General features: G+C 72.5%; 21 protein-coding genes. 5 read left to right on the forward strand and 16 right to left on the reverse strand.

Annotation, left to right across the window (positions count from 1 at the left end; translation table 11 throughout):
- Window positions 1-21: 21 nt before the first annotated feature.
- From AB0A74_RS23220 to AB0A74_RS23240, 5 genes are all read right to left on the reverse strand, one after another.
- Window positions 22-1,545 carry an SPFH domain-containing protein gene (locus AB0A74_RS23220; RefSeq protein ID WP_358252406.1) on the reverse strand — a complete coding sequence of 508 codons (1,524 nt, stop codon included), beginning with the start codon at window positions 1,543-1,545 and terminating at the stop codon, window positions 22-24.
- Window positions 1,539-2,888 carry a GUN4 domain-containing protein gene (locus AB0A74_RS23225; protein ID WP_358252408.1) on the reverse strand — a complete coding sequence of 450 codons (1,350 nt, stop codon included), beginning with the start codon at window positions 2,886-2,888 and terminating at the stop codon, window positions 1,539-1,541. The genes AB0A74_RS23220 and AB0A74_RS23225 overlap by 7 nt, the downstream gene beginning before the upstream one ends.
- Before the next feature lie 135 nt (window positions 2,889-3,023).
- Complete coding sequence (locus tag AB0A74_RS23230; protein ID WP_358252410.1) at window positions 3,024-3,644, reverse strand: hypothetical protein; 621 nt, start codon at window positions 3,642-3,644, stop codon at window positions 3,024-3,026.
- 5 nt (window positions 3,645-3,649) lie between these two features.
- Window positions 3,650-6,505, reverse strand: a complete 2,856-nt coding sequence (locus AB0A74_RS23235) for a helicase-related protein (protein WP_358252412.1) — start codon at window positions 6,503-6,505, stop codon at window positions 3,650-3,652.
- Between the two features lie 14 nt (window positions 6,506-6,519).
- The gene (locus AB0A74_RS23240; RefSeq protein WP_358252414.1) at window positions 6,520-8,109 is read right to left on the reverse strand and encodes a DAK2 domain-containing protein; all 1,590 of its coding nucleotides are present in this window, start codon (window positions 8,107-8,109) and stop codon (window positions 6,520-6,522) included.
- Between the two features lie 157 nt (window positions 8,110-8,266).
- On the opposite strand from AB0A74_RS23240, the gene rpmB reads away from it, so the two are divergent.
- On the forward strand, window positions 8,267-8,458 hold the full coding sequence (gene rpmB, locus AB0A74_RS23245) for a 50S ribosomal protein L28 (RefSeq protein WP_015804671.1): 192 nt from the start codon (window positions 8,267-8,269) through the stop codon (window positions 8,456-8,458).
- 139 nt (window positions 8,459-8,597) lie between these two features.
- Here the strand turns inward: rpmB and AB0A74_RS23250 are convergent, their stop codons facing one another.
- From AB0A74_RS23250 to AB0A74_RS23265, 4 genes are read right to left on the reverse strand one after another with little or no spacing between them, the layout of a single operon-like run.
- Complete coding sequence (locus AB0A74_RS23250; protein WP_358252416.1) at window positions 8,598-9,272, reverse strand: uracil-DNA glycosylase; 675 nt, start codon at window positions 9,270-9,272, stop codon at window positions 8,598-8,600.
- Window positions 9,273-9,288: 16 nt separating this feature from the next.
- Complete coding sequence (locus AB0A74_RS23255) at window positions 9,289-9,810, reverse strand: gamma carbonic anhydrase family protein (RefSeq protein ID WP_358252418.1); 522 nt, start codon at window positions 9,808-9,810, stop codon at window positions 9,289-9,291.
- Window positions 9,811-9,820: 10 nt separating this feature from the next.
- Window positions 9,821-10,291 carry a GNAT family N-acetyltransferase gene (locus AB0A74_RS23260; RefSeq protein ID WP_358252420.1) on the reverse strand — a complete coding sequence of 157 codons (471 nt, stop codon included), beginning with the start codon at window positions 10,289-10,291 and terminating at the stop codon, window positions 9,821-9,823.
- A gap of 30 nt (window positions 10,292-10,321) precedes the next feature.
- Window positions 10,322-11,287 carry a thiamine-phosphate kinase gene (locus AB0A74_RS23265; protein ID WP_358252422.1) on the reverse strand — a complete coding sequence of 322 codons (966 nt, stop codon included), beginning with the start codon at window positions 11,285-11,287 and terminating at the stop codon, window positions 10,322-10,324.
- Window positions 11,288-11,384: 97 nt separating this feature from the next.
- Here AB0A74_RS23265 and AB0A74_RS23270 point away from each other — a divergent pair, with 97 nt between their 5' ends.
- Window positions 11,385-11,618 carry an Lrp/AsnC ligand binding domain-containing protein gene (locus AB0A74_RS23270; RefSeq protein WP_015104517.1) on the forward strand — a complete coding sequence of 78 codons (234 nt, stop codon included), beginning with the start codon at window positions 11,385-11,387 and terminating at the stop codon, window positions 11,616-11,618.
- A 20-nt stretch (window positions 11,619-11,638) separates the two neighbouring features.
- Window positions 11,639-12,217 (forward strand): DUF3515 domain-containing protein, encoded by a 579-nt coding sequence (locus AB0A74_RS23275; RefSeq protein ID WP_358252424.1) that lies wholly within the window; start codon window positions 11,639-11,641, stop codon window positions 12,215-12,217.
- A 412-nt stretch (window positions 12,218-12,629) separates the two neighbouring features.
- On the opposite strand, the gene AB0A74_RS23280 is transcribed toward AB0A74_RS23275, so the two are convergent.
- Window positions 12,630-13,697 carry a D-alanine--D-alanine ligase family protein gene (locus AB0A74_RS23280; RefSeq protein WP_358252426.1) on the reverse strand — a complete coding sequence of 356 codons (1,068 nt, stop codon included), beginning with the start codon at window positions 13,695-13,697 and terminating at the stop codon, window positions 12,630-12,632.
- A gap of 11 nt (window positions 13,698-13,708) precedes the next feature.
- On the reverse strand, window positions 13,709-15,106 hold the full coding sequence (locus AB0A74_RS23285; protein ID WP_358252428.1) for a PLP-dependent aminotransferase family protein: 1,398 nt from the start codon (window positions 15,104-15,106) through the stop codon (window positions 13,709-13,711).
- A 67-nt stretch (window positions 15,107-15,173) separates the two neighbouring features.
- Here AB0A74_RS23285 and AB0A74_RS23290 point away from each other — a divergent pair, with 67 nt between their 5' ends.
- Entirely contained in the window at window positions 15,174-15,848 is a 675-nt protein-coding gene (locus tag AB0A74_RS23290; protein ID WP_358252430.1) for a pyridoxamine 5'-phosphate oxidase family protein, read from the forward strand.
- 48 nt (window positions 15,849-15,896) lie between these two features.
- Here the strand turns inward: AB0A74_RS23290 and AB0A74_RS23295 are convergent, their stop codons facing one another.
- The 4 genes from AB0A74_RS23295 to AB0A74_RS23310 all read right to left on the reverse strand — a co-directional run bounded on the left by AB0A74_RS23295 (window position 15,897) and on the right by AB0A74_RS23310 (window position 19,367).
- Window positions 15,897-16,361, reverse strand: a complete 465-nt coding sequence (locus AB0A74_RS23295; protein WP_358252432.1) for a cysteine dioxygenase family protein — start codon at window positions 16,359-16,361, stop codon at window positions 15,897-15,899.
- A 227-nt stretch (window positions 16,362-16,588) separates the two neighbouring features.
- The gene (locus tag AB0A74_RS23300; RefSeq protein WP_358252434.1) at window positions 16,589-17,659 is read right to left on the reverse strand and encodes a cystathionine gamma-lyase; all 1,071 of its coding nucleotides are present in this window, start codon (window positions 17,657-17,659) and stop codon (window positions 16,589-16,591) included.
- Window positions 17,656-18,666, reverse strand: a complete 1,011-nt coding sequence (locus AB0A74_RS23305; protein ID WP_358252463.1) for an NAD(P)H-dependent glycerol-3-phosphate dehydrogenase — start codon at window positions 18,664-18,666, stop codon at window positions 17,656-17,658. The genes AB0A74_RS23300 and AB0A74_RS23305 overlap by 4 nt, the downstream gene beginning before the upstream one ends.
- The gene (locus AB0A74_RS23310) at window positions 18,663-19,367 is read right to left on the reverse strand and encodes a lysophospholipid acyltransferase family protein (RefSeq protein WP_358252436.1); all 705 of its coding nucleotides are present in this window, start codon (window positions 19,365-19,367) and stop codon (window positions 18,663-18,665) included. The genes AB0A74_RS23305 and AB0A74_RS23310 overlap by 4 nt, the downstream gene beginning before the upstream one ends.
- 103 nt (window positions 19,368-19,470) lie before the next feature.
- On the opposite strand from AB0A74_RS23310, the gene cofC reads away from it, so the two are divergent.
- On the forward strand, window positions 19,471-20,085 hold the full coding sequence (gene cofC / locus AB0A74_RS23315) for a 2-phospho-L-lactate guanylyltransferase (RefSeq protein WP_358252437.1): 615 nt from the start codon (window positions 19,471-19,473) through the stop codon (window positions 20,083-20,085).
- A gap of 36 nt (window positions 20,086-20,121) precedes the next feature.
- Here the strand turns inward: cofC and AB0A74_RS23320 are convergent, their stop codons facing one another.
- The gene (locus AB0A74_RS23320) at window positions 20,122-21,672 is read right to left on the reverse strand and encodes a hypothetical protein (protein WP_358252439.1); all 1,551 of its coding nucleotides are present in this window, start codon (window positions 21,670-21,672) and stop codon (window positions 20,122-20,124) included.
- Window positions 21,673-21,755: the final 83 nt, after the last annotated feature.

Here is a 21,755-nt window from a genome sequence, read left to right on the forward strand (position 1 = left end):
GCGCACAGTGCGGCGACGTTACTACTCCTCCACCGCGCGGGGTCGAGGCGGGTTCTGGTCGAGCAGGGTCATCAGCATGTCCCGGGCCTGGGCGATGGGCATGACGCTGAGCAGTTGCTGCGCCATGTCGCCGCTGCCGCCGATCACCTGCGGCACCGGGGCCTTGGCCAGCTCGCGCACGATCCGCTCGGTCGCCACCTGCGCCGGGCCGAGCAGCTTGACCAGCGCGCGGATCTCCACCAGGGCCAGCTCGGCCTCGGCCTCCCGGACCTTCATCCGCTGCAGCTCGATCTGGTCCCGCGCGGCCTCGCGCTTGGTCAGCGCGGCCAGCTCCGCCGACTCCAGCTCGGCGCGCTTCTCCTGGTTGGCGATGTCCCGGCGCAGGTCGTTGATGTCCTGCTGGTCGCACTCGAACTCTTCCAGCGTGGTCCGGATCGCCCGCACACCGATCGGCTTCATCGCCTGCCGCACCGCGTCGGCCAGGTCGTTGCTCACCTCGCTGTACTTGGTGATGAACTCCTGGATCCGGTAGGTGGCGGCCTTGCGCCGGAAGTAGCTCTTCACGATCGGCGCGAGTTCCTTCTGCACGAACTGCTGCACGGGGGTCTGCGCGTCCGGGCCGCGCGTGCCGAAGCGCAGGACCAGCTCCGGCGCCACCTCGGGCGGGATCTGGACGGTCTGCTTCATGTCCAGGCGGACCGTGTAGCCCTGCACGTCCAGCACGATCTGCTCCAGCGACACGTCCAGGTTGTCACCGGGCTTGGGCTCGCGGTTCCACTCCAGGATCAGCACCCGCGTCGGCACCTTCACCACGTGCGCGAACCACGGGTTGAGAGGGTACCGGCCACCGCCGTCCAACGTCTCCCGCTGCACGCCCAGCCGCCCGCCGCGCTCCTGGAACACCCACGGCAGCTGGAACCCCTCGTGGCCCTCGACCACCGGGCCGACCTCGCTCGGGTCCGGCTTGCCGCCGAACCGGGTGATCACCACGCCCGCCTCGCCGACCTCGACGTCCACGTCGGTCAGGTCGGCCTCGGTCAGGCGCTCGCGCGCCATCTCCTCCGGCCGCTCGACGGTGATCACGGTGAACGCCCGGGTGTTGATCCGGTAGGACCCGCTGACCAGCACCTCCTGCTGCCGGCCCTGCTCGCCGCCCGCGCGCAGGAACGCGGCGGCGTCCTGGAAGTGGTCGCACTCGACGTGCTTCGCGATCGTCCGGCCCGGCGGGCGCGGCCGGCCGACCTTGGCGACCACCACCCCGATCGTGCCGCTGGGCACGTGGGTCACCGGCACCCGCTGGACGTCGTAGAGGAACTTCGGCAGGAACTCGAACGAGTTGGGCGCGAGCACCGCCGCCTGCACGCCCTTCGCCCCGTACAGGCTCACCTTCGGGTCGTCGTCGCGCCGCCGCCGCCCGAAGCGCTTCACCACGATCCCGACCTCGTCGTCGGACAGCCGCCACCAGCTGGTCACCGCCAGCCAGACCGCGAACGCCACCGCCGGGAGCGCCCACACCACCGCCACGAGCAGCACCTCCGTCACCACGCCCAGGACCGCAGCCGCCCGTGGGTCGCCACGACCGTGTCCGACCATTCGTCGTGCCACTCCGGGAACCGCTCGCGGTCCGGGTTGCGCAGCGTCGGGTAGAACGGCCGCGACCGGTCCGCCCGCCGGCCGAACTCGGCGTACGGGGGATCGGTGCCGTCGTCGTCCGCGCGCCACCCGAAAGCGGTGGACAGCGACCGGAAGTACCCGGCGGCGGACGTCCCGCCGACGCCCTCCAGCTGGGCGCGGAACCCCCACGCGCCGCCGGAGTGCCGCGACCAGGCGGCGTCGAGCTCGGTCAGCAGCCGGTCGGTGAGCTTCGCACCGTCACCCGAGCGCAGCCAGCCCTCCTCGACCCGGTCGGCCTCGGTGAGCAGCGCCGCGGTGGTCAACGCGTCGGCCCGCTCCCAGGCGCGGTCACCCAGCGCGGCGCCCAGGTCGGCCAACAGCCGCCGGACGTCCTCGCCCAGCTCGGGCGGCTCCACCACCGCCGGCTCCGGCTGCCGCACCGGCTCGACCCCGGCCGAGCCTCCGGGCTGCCCGCCCGCGCGCCGGGCGATGGTGATCAGCGGCTCAAGACCCGGCGCGAACGGCGGCAGACCACCGGACCCCCGACCGGGCCGGAGCGGCGGCGAACCCTGCGACGACCCGAGCGGCGAGCCCTGCGACGGCCCGAGCGGCGAGCCCTGCGACGACCCGAGCGGCGAATCCCGCGGCGGCCCGAGCGGTGAGTCCCGCGGCGCTTCGGAGGCCGAGCCCTGCGGCGGTGGGTGCGGGCCGCCGGGCACGTGCACGTACGCGGTCTCGTGGAAGGTCTTCACGTCCACCCTGACCTGCCGGAACTGCCGCGGGCGCAGCCCGTCCAGCTCGGCCGCCACGGCCTTGTGGAACAGCGACTCCGAGATGATCTGCGCCATGTTGGCGGTCGGCGCGGCGTCCAGGGCGGCGCGCACCGGCTTCGAGTCCAGCAGCCGGGCCAGCGTGACCAGGGCCGGACCGGCGAAGCCGAACTTGCTGGGCGTCAACGCCCCGGTGTGCATGGCGAGCCGCACGCGCAGCTGGGCCGCCGGCGCGGAGATCTCGTTGTGGTCGGTGAGCAGCCGGTCCAGCCGCAGGACGAAGTCGCCCACCAGCGCGACCAGGTCCACGTCCGCGGGCAGCACGGCCACCTCGCCGTCGCCGCCGGGCTGCCTGGTCCACGCCGACCGGTCCAGCCCGACCCGGGCCGACGCCTCGTCGAGCATCCGGTCCAGCTCCTCGTAGAGCTTGTGCTGGACGCGCGCGGGCAGCGCCGAGGAATCCTTGACGTCGACGCCCAGGACGAATCGCTCGACCAGTGCCAACCGTGCCTCCGGTAACCGCGGAAAGATGCCGGGAATTGTGGCACAGCGAACAATAGGCGGTCCGGTCGCACATCCATTCCGCACATTTACGGCCGAAGAGCATCGGAATTCAATGGGAATTCCAAGTCGAACGGCTCACCGCAGCAGGACGTGCCATTCCTCGCGCACCGGCGGCAGGTCCAGGTCGAACTCCCACAGGAACGCCCGCCGCCACTGCCAACTCGTGCGCGCCGCGTGCACCATCAGCGCCGACCCCAGCAGCACGCACCCCACCGCGAGCACGGCGGACAACTTCTGCCCGGCGTCACCGGCGGTCCACGCCCGCACCGCCACCACCACCGGCAGCGCGACCACCGCCAGGTCGAACAACAGCCCCAGCAACCGCCGCCACCACGGTCGCGCGTGGAACACCACCCCGGAGTCCAGCAGCGTGTCGCACTCGTCGGGACCGTGCTCGCGCAGCCGCATCGCCTCCGCCCGCCGGTGCCGGATCTCGTGCCACACCCGCACCAGCGTGGCCGCGCCCAGCACGAGCAGCAGCAGGTCCACCGCGTGCAGGAACCACGGGCCGGGGTTGGCCAGCCACGACAGCACCCCGCCCAGCAGCATCACCGCGCCCGAGGCCTCCATCGACCACAGGTACCGCGTGGCCAGCCACCCCGGCACCATCGACCGGACGACCACCTCGCTCATGTCCGGCCGGCCGCGCAGCAACTCCAGCGCCTCGGCGCGCGCTTGGGCGTAGTCCCCCGGCATCCCCGTTACGCCTTCTCCAGGTATTCCGCCCGCTCCTCGTCCAGCAGCCCGGCCACCAGGCCGGCCAGGCCCGGGTGGGCGACGAGGTCCGGGTCCGCGTCGACGACCTCGGTGGCCACGATCCGCGCCTGCGCGATGACGTCCTCGTCGCGCAGCAGCGAGAGCATCTTCAACCCCGACCGCTTGCCCGACTGGGCCGCGCCGAGGATGTCGCCCTCGCGCCGCAGCTCCAGGTCGAGCTGGGCCAGCTCGAAACCGTCCAGCGTGGACTCCACCGCGCGCAGCCGCTCCATGGTCGAGGTCCCGTCGGGCATCTCCGTCACCAGCAGGCACAGCCCCGGCGCGCTGCCCCGGCCGACCCGGCCGCGCAGCTGGTGGAGCTGGCTCACGCCGAACCGGTCGGCGTCCATGATCACCATGACGGTCGCGTTCGGCACGTTCACGCCGACCTCGACCACGGTCGTGGCGACCAGCACCTGCACCTCGCCCGCGGCGAAGGCCCGCATGACGGCGTCCTTCTCGTCCGGGGGCATCCGGCCGTGCAGGATGTCGATCCGCAGGCCGTGCAACGGCCCCTCGGACAGCTTCTGCGCCACGTCCACGACGGCCAGCGGCGGGCGGCGGTCCGACGAGTCGTCCTTCTTCGGCGGGGTGTCCTCCTCGCTCTCGCCGTCGCCGATGCGCGGGCACACCACGTACACCTGGTGGCCCTTGCGGACCTCCTCGTGGATGCGCTGCCAGGCCCGGTCCAGCCAGGACGGTTTCTGCGCCACCGGCACCACGGACGTGCTGATCGGCGACCGGCCGGCGGGCAGCTCGCGCAGCGCGGAGACCTCAAGGTCGCCGTAGACGGTCATGGCGACCGTGCGCGGGATCGGGGTCGCGGTCATCACCAGCACGTGCGGGGTGGACCCGCCCGCGCGCCCGCTCAGCGCGGCCCGCTGCTCGACGCCGAACCGGTGCTGCTCGTCCACCACCACCAGGCCCAGGTCGTGGAACTCGACCTTGTCCTGGATCAGGGCGTGCGTGCCGACGACGATCCCGGCCTCGCCGGTCATGATCTCCAGCAGCGCCTTCTTGCGCTGGGCGGTGCCCATGGACCCGGTCAGCAGGGTCACCCGGGTCGCGTGCTCGGCCGCGCCCAGCTCGCCCGCCTGCCCGAGGTCGCCGAGCAGCTCGCCCAGCGACCGGGCGTGCTGCGCGGCGAGCACCTCGGTGGGCGCGAGCATGGCGGCCTGCCGGCCCGCGTCCACGACCTGGAGCATCGCCCGCAGCGCCACCATCGTGTTGTGCGTGACGACGAAGTGGTCGGTCACGTACAGCCGGGACGGGTGCGCGATGGAGATGCACTGCACCGGTTTCACGCCGACGAACTCGACCGCCTCGACGCGGCGCACCGGCGGCGCGGTGCGGTCCAGGGCGTCGCGGAACGGCGGGAACTCCTCGGGCAGCCGCACGGTCACCTCGTGCAGCTCGTAGCCGAACGCGATGCTGCCCGTGCCGCCCAGCGACTCGGCCAGCTCGCTGACGTACTCGGCGAGGTTCTCCGACTCGGTGCGGAACACGACGTCCACGCCGTCGCACCGGCCGCCGGTGGTGAGCAGGCCCTGGAGCAGCTCGTGGCGTTCCTTGACCGGCGCCAGCTCGACGCAGTCCACGTCCGGCGCGGTCACCAGCGGCAGCCGCCACTTCGGCGTGCCGTCCAGGTCGTAGAGGTCGTCGCGCAGCTCGCGCAGCGTCTTGACCTCGCCGGTGTGCACCTGCCACAGGTGGTCGAGGTCGCACTCGACGGACTTCCCGTCCGAGAGCACCACCCGGTAGACCTCGCGCTCGCCCTGCGGGAAGACGCCGGTGACGGTCGTCGTGGTGCCGTCGGCGGCGACCACCGCCGCGCCCACCTCGATCTCCCCCATCGGCACGAAGCCCTCGGGGGTGAGCACGAGCGAGTCCAGCGGCTGGGCCTTGCCGGAGCCGACCTCGCCCTGGAGCAGGCGGTTCATCGGGTGCTCGCCGGACAGGTCGCGCGCGATCGCCGCGCCGACCTCCTCCTGCCCCTTGGTGAGCTTGAACGGCAGCCGCGCGTCGAAGGCGTCCCGGACCATGCCCGGTTTCGGCGGGCACGCGGGCGCGGGGCGGGCGGTGGCGGACTTGCGGCGCTGGGCCAGGGCGAGCTGCACGGCCAGGGCCTCGTCCCACTTCAGTCGTTGCTGCGCGAGGGTGATCTCGGCCCAGCTCCCCGGGCGGTGGACGAACCGGATCGCCTTCTCCAGCCCGATCAGGTCCTGCGACTCGCGCAGCCGCTCCGGCAGCGGGTCCTCGTCCAGCCCCTCCCACACGGCGAGCACCTGCTCGACGCAGTTGGACACGTGCCAGGACTGGATGCCCTGCGCCGCCGGGTAGACCGGGATGAACGCGCCCGCGAACTTGGCGGCGGCGTCGTCGGTGGCGTCGTCGAGCACCTGGTAGTCGGGGTGGGCGAGCTGGAGCTTGCCGTTGAACATGCCGACCTTGCCCGCGAACATGGCCTCCCGGTTGGGCAGCAGCTCCCGCTCCACGGTCCGCGACCCGCGGCCGAAGAACACCAGGTGCAGGTCCGAGGACCCGTCGGTGATCACGGCTTCGAGCAGCTCCCCGTTGCGGCTCTTCATCCTGCGGTGCCGGACGCTCTTCACGCGTGCTTGGACGGTCGCGTGCTCGCCCAGTTCCAGGCCCTTGATCTCGGTGAGCTTGCCGCGCTCGTCGTAGCGGCGCGGGTAGTGCCGCAGCAGCTCACCGACCGTCGTCAGGCCGAGTCCGCTCTCCAGCGCGTCGGCGCTCTTCCCGCCCAGCACCGACACCAGCTTGTCGTCGAAGGTCGTCATCGCGGACCATTCAACTACTCGACACCGACAACGAGTGCGGCGCCGGGCTGTCCACCGCGGTACGTCGTGATTTCAACCTCCGGATGGGCGATCCTGAGGTGGCTTTCGAGTGTTTCCGCGAGCCCGTCGGGGGCGTCCTCGCCCAGCAGCGCGGTCACCAGCTCCCCGCCGCCGGCCAGCATCCGGTCCACCAGGCGGCACGCGAGCGCGGCCGGGTCGGTGCCCGCCGGCTCGACCATGACCACCTCGCCGTCCTGCATGGCCAGCAGGTCGCCGGGTTCGCACCGGCCCACCCACGTGATCGCCTCCCGTTCGGCGACCCGCACCTCGCCGCGCCGGGTCGCGGCGGCGGCCTCGGCCATCGCGACCACGTCGTCGCCGGCGCGGCGGTTCGGGTCGTGCACGGCCAGCGCGGCCAGCGCCTGCACCGGCGAGAACGCGGGCACCACGACGACGTCCTGCCCGGCCGCGACGGCGTAGGCGACGGCCTCGTCCAGCGGGCCGCGCATGTCCTCGCCGGTGGGCAGCACGGTGACGTGCCGCGCGCGGGTGCCCGCGATGAGGGCGAGCAGGTCGGCCGGGTCGGTGGCGGGCGCCGCCGCGACCGCGCCCGCGCCCCGGAACAGCTCCCGCGCGCCGTCCCCGTCGACCACCACGACCACCGCGCGGTCCTGCCCGAACCGGACGGCCTGCGCCTCGACCTGGTCGGCGAACCGGGCGACCGTGATCCGGTGCGGCCGGCCCTGCTCGACGCCCGCCTCGATGGCCGCGCCGATGTCGTTGCAGTGGACGTGGACGGTCCACAGGCCCGCGCCGTCGCCGACCACGGAGACGCAGTCGCCCAGGGCGTTGAGGCGCTGCTTGAGGTCCTCGGGGTCGGTCGGGTCCTCCAGCAGGTACATGACCTCGTACTCGAAGTCCGCGGACCCGGCCTCGCGGGCGGTGGTCAGGGCTTCGGCGGTGCGCGGGGGCGCGGTGCTCTTCTGGTGCTCCACGGGCTGGCCGGTGATCACCGCCACCAGCGTGTCCAGGAGCACGACCAGGCCCTTCGCGCCAGCGTCCACCACACCGGCCTTGGCCAGGACGGCGAGCTGGCGCGGGGTGTCGGCGAGGGCTTCGGCGCCGGCCTTCGCGGCGGCCGTGACGACCTCGTCGAGGTCGTCGGAGGGGCAGTCGCGAGCGGCCTCGGCGGCGGCGTGCAGCACGGTGAGGACGGTGCCCGGGACCGGCTTGGACACGGCGGCGGTGGCCAGCTCGTCGGCCCGCTTGAGCGCGTTCCGGATGGCCGCCCCGCCCGCCTCGGACACGCCCTGGGCGGCCTCCGCCAGACCGCGCAGGACCTGGGAGATGATCACGCCGGAGTTGCCCCGGGCGCCTTGCAGCGCGCCCCTGGCCAGCGCGGCGAGGGCCTGGCCCGCGTCGTCGGCGCGGGTGCGCAGGAGGGAGTCCTGGGCGGAGCGCATGGTCTGGGACAGGTTCGTGCCGGTGTCCCCGTCGGGGACGGGGAAGACGTTGATGCGGTCGATGTCGTCCCGGTTGGCGTCCAGGGACCGGACACACGCGTCCGCCCACCGGCGCACCGCGACCGCATCGAGAGCCTGCATGGCGGGGAGGGTATTCGATCCCGACAGGCCCCGGTTTGGAGGCGTCGCGACCGACGGGCTACCCTGTCCAGGTTGCCATGCCCGGCTGAGGCTTGTGCACGCTTGCGCGCCCGCCGGGGCGTGAGTACCGCTGGAGAAACCTTAAGGAGTGGCTGACGTGGCTGCCGTGTGCGACGTCTGTGGCAAGGGGCCGGGCTTCGGCAAGTCGGTCTCGCACTCCCACCGGCGCACCAACCGCCGGTGGAACCCGAACATCCAGACCGTGCGCGCGAAGGTCTCGTCTTCGCAGCGGCAGCGGCTGAACGTGTGCACCTCGTGCCTGAAGGCGGGCAAGGTGGTTCGCGGCTGACACCCGCGTCCGAACGTTGTCGCAAGGCCCCCGGGGTTCGCTCCGGGGGCCTTGCGGCGTCCACGGCACCAACGGGCAGCGGAGCCCTTCGGCGGCGCGGGCGGCGAACCTCACAGCGCCGGCCCGCGCCCGCACCCCGCTAGGGCAGCTTCCAGTCGATCGGCTCGGCGCCCTGCTCGACCAGCAGCTCGTTCGCCCGCGAGAACGGCTTGGACCCGAAGAACCCGGCCGCCGCCGACAACGGCGACGGGTGCGCCGACTCGATGCACGGGAACGGCTCCAGCATCGGCCGCAGGTTGCGCGCGTTGCGCCCCCACAGGATCGCCACCAACGGCTCCGACCGCTCCGCCAACGCCCGGATCGCCTGCTCGGTCACCGCCTCCCACCCCTTGCCCTGGTGGGAGTTCGACTTGCCCGGCTGCACGGTCAGCGCCCTGTTCAACAGGAGCACGCCCTGCTCGGTCCATGGCGTCAAATCACCGTTGGACGGCTTGGGGTGCCCCAAGTCGTCCATGTACTCCTTGTAGATGTTGATCAAGGACTTGGGGATCGGCCGCGTCTCCGGCGACACCGAGAACGACAGGCCCACCGCGTGCCCCGGCGTCGGGTACGGGTCCTGGCCCACGATCAGCACCCGCACCCCGTGGAACGGCTGCTGGAACGCCCTCAGCACGTTCTCCCCGGCCGGCAGGTAGGTCCGACCCGCGGCCACCTCCGCGCGCAGGAACTCGCCCATCTTCGCGATCTGGTCGGCCACCGGCGCGAGCGCGCGCGCCCACCCGGCTTCCATGATTTCCTCAAGGGGACGTGCCACGGCGGTGGACCCTATCTCAGTCGATCCGGCGAAGATCCTTGCGGTAGGTCACGATGTTGTTCACGTACTTGTCCACCGCGAACTGCCAGGCGCCTTCCGGCACCGTGTACCCCTCGCGCACCCGCGCCGGGACGCCCAGGGCCATCGCCCGCGACGGCACGTGACCGTTGAACGACACCACCGCGCCCGCCCCGACGATCGCGCCGGTCTCCACCACGGCCCCGTTGAGCACCACCGAACCGGACGCGATGAGGCACCGGTCCGCGATGGTCGCGCCCTCGATGTGGACGTTGTGGCCGATCACGCACTCCTCGCCGATCAGCGCCGGGTGGACCTCGGTGCAGTGGACCACCGTGCCGTCCTGGACCGACGTCCGCGCGCCGATCTCGATGCGCCCGGAGTCGCCGCGCAGCACCGCCTGCGGCCACACGGACGCGTGCGCGCGGATGTGGACGTCGCCGATCACGGTGGCGTCCGGGTGCACGTAGGCGTCCGGGTGGATCACCGGCTCGTAGTCGCCCAGCGCGTAGATCGGCACAGCGGTCCTCCTACAGCTCCTTCGCGAAGCAAAGGCTGTCCGGATGATGCCGGTAGACACCGAAGTTGTCGATGCGCTCGTACCCGCTGGTCTCGTACAGCCGGATCGCCTCCGGCTGGCGGGTCCCGGTCTCCAGCACCATCCGCGTGCGCCCGACGGCCCGCGCCGAGGACTCCAGCTCCGCCAGGACCACCCGCGACAGACCCCGTCCCCGCACGGAGTCCGCCGTGTACATGCGCTTGATCTCCGCGTCGCCGGGGCGGATCGGCGCGTCCTCCACGTCGTGCGCCCGCCAGCCGCCGCACGCCACCGGCACGCCGTCGAGGTAGCCGACGACGAAGTGCCCCAGGGGCGCGGCGAACTGCGCGGGATCGACCGGGGTGACGTCCTGGTCGCCGTAGCGGACCACGAAGACCTGTTGGAGGTCCGCGATCAGCTTCGCCGAGTCTGGATGGTCATACGCGCGCGTGAATAGTTCCACACCAACCAGGTTAACCCGCGCGTCCAGGCGTTATCGCCAGTGCTCCCAGCCCGGCGGCTTCTCGTAGACCCGGCCGTCGACGGTCACCCCGCTCCCGTGCCGCACGGTGCCGATGGTGCGCCACCCCTCCGGAACGGTCTTCGGGTCCGGGAACGTGGCCGCCAGCGCGTGGTCCTCGCCCCCGGTGAGCACCCAGTGCCGGGCGTCCGCGCCCAGCGCCGAGGCCACGTCCAGCAGGCGCGGGTGGACCTCCAGCAGCTCGGTGCGGATGTCGATGCCGATGCCCGACTCGTCCGCGATGTGGCCGAGGTCGGCGAGCAGCCCGTCGGAGACGTCGATCATCGCCGTCGCCCCGGCCGCCGCCGCCTGCGGGCCCGCCGGGTACGGCGGTTCGGGGTTCCGCTGCGCCCCGACGACCGCCACCGGCGACCGGAACCCGCGCTGCAACACGGCCAGCCCACCGGCCGCCCAGCCGAGCCGTCCGCACACCGCCACGACATCACCCACTTGGGCTCCCGACCGGGTGACGGGCTCCAAACCGTTCATGTCACCCATGGCCGTAACGGAGATCACCAGTGTTGCCGAGGACACCATGTCCCCGCCCACCACACCGGCCCCCGCGGCGGCGGCTTCCTGCCACAGCCCGGCGGTGATCCCCTCGACCACTGCGGAGGGCGTGTCGGCGGGGCACGCGAGGCCCACGGTGAGGGCCGTGGGCACGGCTCCCATGGCCGCGACGTCGGCCAGGTTGACGGCCGCCGCCTTGCGGCCGACCTGCTCGGGAGACGACCAGTCGAGTCTGAAGTGGACACCTTCGACGAGCACGTCGGTGGACACCACGACACGCCCGTCCGGCGCGGCCACGACGGCCGCGTCGTCACCGGGTCCGAGGAGCGTCGTCGGCGGCTGCGTCCTACCGGCCGTCACCCGGCGGATGAGACCGAACTCACCCACTTCAGCGACCGTGTCCGCGTTCAGCGGCGGCTCCGGACGCAAGATTGCCTCCCGTTCTGAGCATTCGGAACCCCAACTGGGGTACGTTGCTGACCACGTTCCTACCTCGACCTAACCTGTCGCGACGAAGGGGCACGCCGTGGTGCACGCATACATCCTCATCCAGACCGAGGTCGGCAAGGCAGCCGCCGTCGCGGCAGAGATCTCCGGCATCCCCGGCGTCGCGACCGCGGAGGACGTCACCGGCCCGTACGACGTCATCGTCCGCGCCGAGGCCGACACCGTCGACCAGTTGGGACAGCTCGTGGTCGCCCGCATCCAGAACGTCGAGGGCATCACGCGAACACTGACCTGCCCGGTGGTCCACCTGTAGGCCCGTGTTGTCATAACGGGGTGGCACAGGAACCGGAACGCACGTCCCTGCTCCCCCGCCCGCTGCTCGCGGTGGCCATCGGCCTGCCCGCTCTGCTGGCGGCGGGCGTGGCGGCCGTGGGCCTCTTCCTGGGCGCGGGCGGCAAGGAAGACCCGGCCGGCCCCACCGCGGACCGCTCGGGCCCGGTGGCCGTCGTCCCCGTGCCCGCGCCGAAGGCGGAGTCCGAGGAGTGCAAGGCGCTGCTGAGCAAACTCCCGATGCAACTGGTCTCCAACGGCGCGCAGATGCCCCGCCGAGAACTGGCGAGCCCGGCCCCGGCGGGCGCGCTGGCGTGGGGTGACGCGAAGCACGAGCCGATCATCCTGCGCTGCGGCCTGGACCGGCCGGGCGACCTGACCCCGACGGCGCGGCTGCGGGTCATCTCGGACGTGCAGTGGCTGGAGATCAGCCAGGCGGGCTCCGCGACGTGGTACGTGGTCGACCGCCCGGTGTACGTGGCACTGACCGTCCCGGCAGACGCGGGCACAGGCCCCCTCCAGGACATCTCGACCACGATCAGGGACACCCTCCCACCAGTACCCGTGGACACCAAGGGCTGAAAGCCCAAGCAGTCACAGGGCGCGCAGCGCCCCCGCTTTTGGGCTTTTCCGTCCTCCCCGTATGGCCTGCCCGAAGGGCTACCACAGATTTCCCCGGGTGCGGCCGAAATTTTTGTGAGGAACGAGCAAAAATTTTAGCGGCACCCGGGGAAATCTGTGGTCGGCTCCGCCAGGCCATACGGGGAGGACGGAAAAGCCCCCGCTCTTAGCTTTTCCTCCCCGGCGGCCTGCCCGCCGGCGAGGCGCTTTTGATCTTGAAGGCGCAGCGCCACGACCCACAGCGAGCCGAAGGCACCCCCGCACACTCGACGCCCCCGCAAACTCAACGCGCTCCGCCCCCGCAGCCCCAAAAAGCAGGCCCAGCAAGCAGGCCCAGCGATGCAGCCCCAGCGCGCAGGCTCAGCGCGCAGGCTCAGCGCAGCCCGGTCCCCCGAGCCAACGCAGTCTCGATCAACGTGGTCAACAGATCCGGATAATCCACCCCGGTCTCCGCCCACATCCGCGGATACATCGAAATCGGCGTGAACCCAGGCATGGTGTTCACCTCGTTCACCACCAACTCGTCATAATCCGTCACAAAGAAGTCCACCCGCGCCAACCCCTGGCAATCCAACGCCCGGAACGCCGTGATCGCCATCTCCCGCAGGGCCTCCGCCACGTGCGGCTCCAGCTTGGCCGGGATGTCGAACTCGCAAACATCGTCCAGGTACTTGGCGTCGAAGTCGTACCAGTCCACCGCACCGCCGACCACGCGCAGCTCCGCCGGCAGGGAAGCCTCCACCCGCCCGTCCGGGAACTCCAGCACCCCGCACTCGACCTCGCGCCCCGACACCGCGGCCTCGATGATGACCTTCGGGTCGGTCTTGCGCGCCAGGGCGATCGCGCTGTCCAGGTGCGACCAGTCCACGACCTTCGAGATGCCCACCGACGACCCGGCACGGGCCGGCTTCACGAAGACCGGCAGCCCCAGCCGCTCGCGGTCGTCCGCCGACAGCGTGTCCTGGTCCCGCCGCAGCACGACGAACTCGCCCACCGGCAGCCCGGCGCCCTGGAGCAGCCGCTTGGTGAACTCCTTGTCCATCGCCACCGCCGACGCCAGCACACCCGGCCCCACGTACGGGATGGACGCCAGCTCCAGCAGGCCCTGGATGGTCCCGTCCTCGCCCCAGGCGCCGTGCAGCACCGGGAACACCACGTCCACGTCGGACAGCACCTCGTCGGGCGACACCGGCACCAGCTCGCCGCCGGACACGGGCACCAGCGAGTTCACCGACGGCAACTGGCGGTCGCGCACCTCCAGCGCCTTGGTGTCGTCGGCGCCGATCACCCACCGGCCGTCCTCGTGGGTGATGCCGACCGGCACCACCTCGAACCGCTCGCGGTCCAGGTGCGGGAGGATGCTGCCGGCGGACAGGCAGGAGACCATGTGCTCGCTGCTTCGCCCGCCGAACACGACGGCGACCTTGGTCTTTCGTGTCATGGTCAGCGACCCTACCCGGATGGCGTAACGCGCGATCCCAGCAGCTCCACCAACACCGGCAGCGCCCGGTCGAGCTGCTCGCGGGAGCACGCGCCGTACCCGATCGCCACCCCGAACACCTTCGGCCGGCCGGCGTGGTGCCGCGCCAGGCCGTCCAGCCGGAACCCGCGCGCCTCGGCCTCGGCGAGCAGCTCCCGCTCGGCCGCCGCGTCCTCCAGCACGACCACCACGTGCGCCCCGGCGTCGTCGCCGAGCACCGACACGCCCGCCGCCGCCAGCGTCGAGGCCACCAGCGCCCGCCGCTCCGCCAGCTCGCGGCGCAGCTTGCGCAGGTGCCGCCCGAGGTCGCCGTGCCGCGCCAGCTCGACCAGCACCCGCTGCCCCGCCGCCGACGGGCTCGTCCCGGTCCGGTCCCGGTGCGCCAGCACGTCGGCCGCGATCCGCTCCGGCGCGACCATCCACCCCGCGCCCAGCGTCGGGGTGAGGATCTTGCTCGTCGTCCCCAGGTGCACCACCACGTCCGGCGCGAGCGCGGCCAGCAGCGGCAGCGGGGCCACGTCGAAGCGCAGCTCGCCGTCGTAGTCGTCCTCGACCACGAGCCACTTCTCCGCCCGCGCCCGCTCGACCAGCGCGACCCGCCGCGCCGCCGACATCCGGCCGCCCATCGGGTACTGGTGGGCCGGCGAGCAGTACACGCCCCGCACGCCCGCCGGCACGCCCTCGACCAGCAGGCCCTCTTCGTCCACGGGGGCCTGCACGACCTTCACCCCCGCCGACCGCAACGCCCACACCGCCCGCTGGTACCCGGGTTCCTCCACGGCCACCGCGTCACCGGGCTTGAACACCGCCGCCGACAGCTCCACCAGAGCCGCCGTGGTCCCGCCGGTGGCCAGGACCTGCTCGTCGCTCAACCCGCCGCGCACGGCCAGTCCCCGGTGCCGCAGCAGGTGTTCGGCGACGACGGCCCGGTACTCGGGCAGCCCGGCGCGCTGGGGCCGGAACAGCGGCAGGGCGTCCGCCGCCGCCCGCCACGCGCGCCGCCACGCCGCCCGGTCCAGGCCCTCGGCCCACGGGGCGCCGGGCGCGAGGTCCACCACGTCGGCGGGCGCCGCGGACACCGTCGCCTTGCGCGGCTTGGCCTTCAGGGCACCCGGCGGGGTGGTCGTGACGTACGTCCCGGAGCCGTGCCGCCCGGCGATCCAGCCCTCGGCGTGCAGCTGCTCGTATGCTGCAGCCGTCACGGTCCGGCTCACGCCCAGCCGCTCGGCCAGCGCCCGGGTGGACGGCAGCCGGTCGCCCAGGCGCAGCCGCCCGTCGGCCGCCGCCGCGCGCAGGGCGTCGGCCAGTTGCACGGCCAGCGGCTCGGCGGAGGCGCGGTCCAGCGTCACGGGCAGTGCCGTTTCGACCAAAGTGGCCTCCTCGATCGCCGCGAAATTGGCCCTTGTTAGGTGCCACTTTACCGGCGAGGGTGGGCGCATGACGACGCCGACCCCGCTCTCCCCCACCGATCGCAGCACGATCAGGCGCGGCAAGCACCGCGCGGTCACCGAGCGGGCCGCCCTGCACGCCGTCCTGGACGCGGCCCTCGTGTGCCACCTCGGCGTGGTCGTCGACGGCGCGCCGCTGGTGCTGCCGACCGGCTTCGGCCGCGACGGCGACCGGATCTTCCTGCACGGCTCCACCGGCGCGCGCAGCCTGCGCGAGGCGGCGACCGGCGTTCCGGTGTGCGTCACGGTCACCGTGCTGGACGGCGTGGTCTACGCGCGTTCGGTGTTCGACCACTCCATGAACTACCGCGCCGCCGTCGTGCACGGCACCGCCGTCCCGATCACCGACCCCGAGGAGAAGACCCACGCCCTGCGCGTGCTCACCGAGCACATCGCGCCCGGCTCGTGGGACTACGCCCGCCGCCCCACGGCGAAGGAACTCGCCGCGACCTCCGTCCTGGCGCTGGACCTCACCGAGGCGTCGGTGAAGATCCGCTCCGGCCCGCCCGGCGACGAGGACGAGGACGTCCTGGCCGGCGAGAAGTGGGCCGGCGTCCTGCCGCTGCACTCCGCGTGGGGCAAGCCCGAGCCGGACCCGACGCTGGTCGGCGAGTGGGACGTGCCGCCGCACGTCGCGAGCCGCGCCGGCACCCCGTACGCCTAGAGCCGCACCACGCCTAGAGCGGAACCACGCCTAGAGCGGTACCCGCGTCTAGAGCGGCACCGGCCCCGCGACCGGGTCGAAGCCGAACGGGCGCATCGTGCGCTCACCGTCGCGGTAGACGTGGATCGTCACGGCCGGGTCCGCCCCGTCGTTGCGCACCTGGTGGACGTAGTTCGGGCCGAACACCCGCGACTGGCCGGCCACCAGGTGGTGCAGCACCTGGGTCGGACCCGGCGCGACGACCTCCGTCAACGCGCCGCTGACCACCGTGAACGCCCCGCTGGTCGCGCCGTGGTCGTGCAGGTCGGCGGACTGGCCGGGCAGCCAGCTCATCAGCCACACCTCCTGCCGCTCGGTCTTCTCGACCAGCGCGGCGAAGCGGGTGTCGGGGTCGTAGCGCAGCAGGTGGGCCCAGCGCTCCCGCCGCGCCGCCACGTCGAGCGCGATCCGCACCGGGTGCAGGGCCGCGTGCGACTGGGGCAGGGCGATGGTGTTCTCCGGAACGGCGAACATGGTTCCTTCTTCTTCGGTGATGTGCGGAAGCGTGAGCCGGAAGCCCACAGGACGCGAATCGATCACCGACAGGAACAGAGCGCGCTGGCGACCAGGCTGAGGTCGATGTGACCCCGCCCGTGGCTCATGGCGCGGAAGGACATGCCAAAGAGGGTGACAGCACCGCCCCTCCCGGGCAAGCCCTCCCACGCCGTGGGACCGGTTTTCAGCCGGCCGAGTGATCAACCTCAGCCAGCGGGGTCAAGCGCCGCCAGCACATCCGCCACGAGGTCGGCCGTGTCCTCGCACCCGGCGGACAGCCGCACCAACCCCTCGGGCACCGGGTCGCCCCACTGCGCCCGCCGGTCGCACGTCGTGTGCAACCCGCCGAAGCTGGTCGAGGCGGCCACCAACGCCGACCGCTCCAGGAACCCGGCCACCGCCTCCGCCGAAGCCAGCTCGAACGTCAACACCCCGCCGAACCGCCGCATCTGCTGCCGGGCCACCGCGTGCGCCGGGTCCTCGGGCGCACCGGGCCACCGCAGGTTCCGCACCGCCCCGTGCGACTTGAGCACCTCGTACAGCGCCGCCGCGTTCTCGGCCTGCCGGGTCAGCCTCAGGTCGAGCGTCCCCAGTCCCCGGTGCGCCAACCAGGTCTCGAACGGGCCGGGGATCGCGCCGCCGACCGTCCGCGCGGTGCGGACCTTCTCGGCCAGCTCCGGGTCCGCCGTGGACACGTGCCCGAGCAGGACGTCGCTGTGCCCGGCCACGGCCTTCGTGTCGCTGCTCACCACGATGTCCGCGCCCAGCTCCAACGGCCGCTGCCCCAACGGCGTCGCGGTCGTGTTGTCCACCGCGACCAACGCGCCGGCGTCATGCGCGGCACGCGCCAGCGCCGTGATGTCGCACACGTCCAGGCCCGGGTTGGACGGCGACTCCAGCAGCACCAGCCGCACGCCCTCGAACGACGGGTACGGCCCGGCGGTCGGCGCTTCCACCACCTCCACCGGCATCTCCGCGACCAGCGTCCGGGTCAGGTAGTACCCGTCGCTCGGCACGACCACCGTGTCGCCGGGCGCGAGGACGACCCGCAGCAGGGTCGAGATCGCCGCCATCCCGGACGGGAACAGCACCGCCTCGCCGCCGTCCAACGACCCGAGCGCCGCCTCCAACGCCCGCCAGGTCGCGTTGTGCGGCCGGCCGTAGGTGTCCTCGCCGCCCAGGTGGTAGGCGGAGGCGAACACCGGGTTGGCGCCGAACGGCTCCCCGGGCGCCGGCGGGACCGAGTGGACCACCCGCGTGCCGTCGCCCCAGTTCACTGCCGCTCCGCCTTCCGCTCGCGCTCCAGCAACGCGGCCGTGAGCAGCCGCGGGTCCAAGCCTTCGTGGCACACGCGGTGCACGCCGTCGGTGATCGGCATGTCCACGCCCAGCCGCGCCGCCAGTTCGCGGATCGACGAGCACGACTTCACGCCCTCGGCGACCTGCCCGTGCGCGGCCTCCTGCGCCTGCGCCACGGTGTCGCCGCGCCCCAGCCGCTCCCCGAACGACCGGTTGCGCGACAACGGGGACGCGCAGGTCGCCACCAGGTCGCCCAGCCCGGCCAGCCCGGCGAAGGTCAACGGGTCCGCGCCCAGCGCCGCGCCCAGCCGCGCGGTCTCCGCCAGGCCGCGGGTGATGATCGACGCCATCGTGTTGTCGCCGAACCCGAGGCCGGCCGCCATGCCGCACGCCAGCGCGATGACGTTCTTGCACGCACCGCCCAGCTCGCAGCCGACCACGTCCACGTTGGTGTACGGCCGGAAGTAGGGGGTCGAGCACGCGTGCTGGAGGTCCACCGCCCGGTCGTGGTCGATGCACGCGATGACCGTGGCGGTCGGCTGCTCGGCCGCGATCTCCTTGGCCAGGTTCGGCCCGGACACCACGGCCACCTGGTCCTCGGGCACGTCGGCGACCTCGCGCACGACCTCGCTCATCCGCTTGAGCGTGCCCAGCTCGACGCCCTTGGCCAGGCTGACCAGGGTCGCGCCGGCGGGCAGCAGCGGCCGCCACTCGGCGAGGTTGGTTCGCAGGGTCTGGCTCGGCACGCCCAGCACGACCGCCTGCGCGCCGTCGAGCGCCTTCTCCGGGTCGTGCGTGGCCACCAGGTTCGCCGGCAGCTTCGTGCCGGGCAGGTAGTCGGTGTTCACCCGGGACCGGGTGATCTCGTCGGCCACCTCCGCCCGGCGGGCCCACAGGACGACGTCCGTGCCCGCGTCGGCGAGCACCTTCGCGAAGGTCGTGCCCCACGACCCCGCACCCATCACCGCGACGCGTTCCACGGTCAGCTCTTCTTCGCGGAGTAGAAGCCGTCGGGCGCGGTCTCCTGGCGCACGTCCGCCAGCAGGTCCTTGACCTCGCCCATGATCACGTCGGTGACCTCGCGCAGCAGCGGCAGGGTCTCCGGCTTGCCCCGGTAGGCCGACAGGTCCACCGGCGCGCCGACCTTGGTCACGATCGTCTTGCGCGGGAACGGCCGGAACTGCTTGCGGTAGTGGTCGTAGATCTCGCGGGTGCCCCAACGGGCGGCGGGCAGCACGGGGACGTCGTGCTCCAGCGCGAGCCGGGCGACGCCGGTGCGGCACGTCATCGGCCAGCCGTCGGGGTCCTTGGTGATCGTGCCCTCGGGGTAGATGACCACGACCAGGCCCTGCTCCAGGGCGTCGTGGGCGGCGCGGAGGCTTTGCTGGGCGTCGGAGGTGCCCCGATAGACGGGGATCTGCTTCGCGCCCTTGACGACGGTGCCGACGAACGGGACGTTCCACAGGCTGTGCTTGGCCAGGAAGTGCGGCACCCGGCCGTGCTTGTGCGTGAAGACGGCGTCGTAGACCGGGTCGAGGTGGGACACGTGGTTCATCACCAGGAGCGCGCCGCCGGTCTTGGGGATGTGCTCGCCGCCCTCATTGCGCCGCCGCGCGAGCAGCGCGGTCACCGGGTAGAAGACCGCCGCGGCGAACCCCACCCAGAAGCCGCCTTTCTCCTTGGCCACCTGTACTCCCTCTCGTCACCCGCCGGACGCCTGGAGTCTTCCCGGCGGGTCGGTCCCGGGTCCAGTCGCACTCCCGCCTCGTCGGCGTCGGATATCGGGGAGTATGGCTGGTGTGCGTGCCGACGTGGACCTCGTGGTGCCGGTGAAGGCCCTGCGACGTGCGAAGACCCGGTTGGTGGGGGTGACCGACGACCGCCCGGCGCTGGCGCTGGCGTTCGCGTTGGACACCATCTCCGCCGCGCTGCCGGTCGTCCGGAGTGTGCTTGCCATCACAGACGACCCGTCGGTGGCGGTCGAGCTGGCGGCCCTCGGGGTGGAGTCCGTGGCCGGGCCGGAGGGCTTGAACGAGGCGTTGCGGCACGGGGCGGCGGTGTTGCGGGCGCGGGATCGGCGATCGGTCGTGGGCGCGCTCCAGGCCGACCTGCCGGCGTTGCGGACCGACGAGCTGGAGCTGGCCCTCGCGTCGGCGGAGGGTCGCGCGTTCTGCCCGGACCGCCAGGGCACCGGGACCACCCTGTTGCTGTCCGCGCCGGGCGGCGATCTCATGCCGCGCTTCGGGGTCGGGTCGGCCGAGGCGCACGCGCGGGACGCGCAGACGTTGATCGGGCCGTGGCCGTCGTTGCGCAACGACGTGGACACCGCGGAAGACCTGGACCTGGCGACGGAGTTGGGGCTGGGGCCGCGCACGTGCGCGACCCTCAGCCCCGTGTGCGGCTGACGGCGGGCAGAGCCGTCGCCGCGGTCCCGCGTGCGGTCAGCAGCAGGCCGACCCGTCGCCGCAGCCACGGCCGAAGAGCATCGGGCAGCCGTAGCCGTAGTCCGGGTCCGGGGCCAGCGGCAGGCGTTTGCGCGGTGGTTCGGCCGGTCGGACGGACTCCGGGTTGGGTGTGGTCTTCAGCTGGACGTTGGTGTGGGTCTCCTGGGCGTCGTAGGCCGCCTTGGCGAGCTTCAAGACCTCCACGCCGCGCGCGAAGTCGGCCAGGAACACCCGGTCGCGGTGGAAGTACGGGGCCCAGGAGACCGCGCCTTCCGGCCGCCAGTAGGCGATCTGGATGGGCTTCGTCGGGTCGGTGATGTCCAGGAACCGCGTCCCCTGCTCGTACCAGGAGTAGGCGACGACCCGCTTCTGCACGTCGAAGTAGTGCGCCGAGCAGAAGACGTCCGGGCCGGGCAACGTGCCCTCCTGGTCGTCCGGGCTCCACACGCCGACCGTCTTGAGCGTGAACGGCTTGTCCGGGCTCGCCCGCCACGACTCGCCGCCGGTCGAACCCGCCAGCGACGAGATGACGAACCGGCCCTGGTCCTTGCACGTGGCCGACTCGAAGGCTTCTTCCGTGTGCAGCAACAGGCTGCCCGCCGGGTGCTCGCGGGTCGGCTTGGGGCCGTCCGCCAGCGTCCGGCCGATCGGGCGGAACGAGTTGTGCGAGAACGACGTCGGCATGTCCAGCTTCGGGGCCGCGCCGCCCGCGTACGGGATCGGGTCCACGGCCGTCGCCTCGCGCCACTTGCCGGTCAACGGGTCGCGGTGCCATCCCCGCGTCCAGTAGCCCCGCGTGCCGCCGGTGCCCGCCACCCACGCCACGCCCGCGGCGTCCACCTGGACGTCGTGGGTCATGTGGGTCTCGCCCTGGTTGCGGTTGAGGTCCACGAACGTCGGCAGGGTCCTCGGGTTGCGCGGGTCGCGGATGTCGGTCACGAAGACCTTGCCGGACCTGCGGTAGGTGTCGGGGTCGGTGGACGGGGTGCCGTCGTACCCGGTCGTCCACAGGTACTGGCAGTCGTTGACGCACGTGGTGATGTGGCCGGTGCCCATCGGGGCGAAGTTCAGCAGTTCGAGGTTCGCCGGGTCGGCCGCCGAGATGAGGTAGACGCCCGTGGGCCGCTCGTTGCCCGGCTTGCGGCCGAACGCGCTGCGCTCGCGGGCCAGGAAGACCAGCTTGCGCTTGGCGTCGACGGTGACGTCCTCGTTCTCCCAGAAGCGCTGGGCCGGGTCGTCACCGGGCAGGGCCAACTCCTGCTTGGTGAGGTGGTCGAGGAACTTCGGGTGGTCGGTGTCGGTGACGTCGTAGGTCTTGAGCCCCCACGTGCCGCTGACGAACATCACGTCCCGGTGCCGGTACTGCACGAAGTTGATGGAGATCGCGCCCTCGGTCTCCGGGATCGTCGCGCGCAGCTCGACGTTCTTGGCCGCCGCCGGGAGCGGCTCCCCGCCCTCGTCGGTGAACACGATGGGCGCCGCCGAGGCGGTGCCCTGCGCGGCGAAGCCGATCATCAGGGCGACGACGGCCCCTGCCAAAACCCTCATGCCCGCCACTCCTTTCGGTAATGGGGTCATCGCGGAGCGTGGCAGGTGGGCGGAGCGCGCCACCACCTCCGATCGGCTAGCGT

Source organism: Saccharothrix sp. NPDC042600 (genome assembly GCF_040647305.1).
In the GTDB taxonomy this organism is placed as follows: domain Bacteria; phylum Actinomycetota; class Actinomycetes; order Mycobacteriales; family Pseudonocardiaceae; genus Actinosynnema; species Actinosynnema mutabilis.